The organism is Asaia sp. SF2.1 (assembly GCF_000505765.1).
GTDB classification, from domain to species: Bacteria; Pseudomonadota; Alphaproteobacteria; order Acetobacterales; family Acetobacteraceae; genus Asaia; species Asaia bogorensis.
This window is the reverse complement of sequence record NZ_AYXS01000006.1, coordinates 55,674-56,573: the sequence shown is the minus strand read 5'-3', so window position 1 is coordinate 56,573 and position 900 is coordinate 55,674. Positions and strand designations below refer to the sequence as shown.

1 protein-coding gene is annotated in these 900 nt (G+C 58.0%); it reads left to right on the top strand.

The features are described from left to right. Positions 1–75 precede the first annotated feature (75 nt). Positions 76–900, top strand: an 825-nt coding sequence (locus P792_RS24780) for a complement resistance protein TraT (protein WP_023977983.1), incomplete at its 3' end; no start/stop codon positions are given.

Genomic DNA, 900 nt, shown 5'->3' with positions numbered 1-900 from the left:
TGCGTTAACGCATCGTTCCGTTTTAGGAAGTTACAAAACATTGCGGTGTATTCTCGCACTGCTTCAGGAGTTACGATGAAATCCTTCTTCTTTCCGCGCATGATCGGTGCCTCTGCCTTCCTCTTGGCTTTGACAGCGTGCAGTGGCCTCGATGCCGTCTCCAATCACGGACAACTCGACGTGCATACGCATATGTCGGAAACCGTGTTCCTCGATCCGGTCCCGCAGAACCAGAAGACGGTCTATCTCGGTATCCGCAATACGTCCGATTACCCTGAACTGGATATCCGCAGCGCACTCGCTTCTGCTCTGCAGCAGCGCGGCTACACGATCATGCCCGATGCCATGGGTGCGCATTACCTTCTGCAGGCGAACGTTCTTCAGGCCGGAAAGCTGACCAAGGAACAGTCCTCGGCGCTGCTTTCGTCGAATTACGGTCAGCCTTTGCAGTCACTCGCAATCGGTGCGGCTTCGGGCGGTCTGGTCGGCGGTCTCACCGGCAATGCCGGAGCAGGGGTGGGTGTCGGGCTTGGTCTTGCCGCAGCCTCAGCGCTTGTCAACTACGCCTATCAGGACGTGACCTATGCGATCACGGTCGACATCCAGCTTTCGGAACGACCGGCGAACGGGGGCAAGGTGCGTCAGCACACGCATACGCATCACGGCTCGGGAAGCTCGCGCCTGTCGGGCGGTGTAACGGATTCCACTGCGCAGACCTATGGCGCGAGCTCGTCGGGTGACAGCAACGCGAATGTGCGCGTCCAGGACATCGACGAAATTTCCGACTTCAAGAAGTACACGCTGCGCGACGTGGCTTATGCGGACAAGGTCAATCTCAAGCTCGAAGAAGCGATGCCGGTTCTGACGCAGCGCCTTGCTGTATCGTTCGCCAATCTCTTC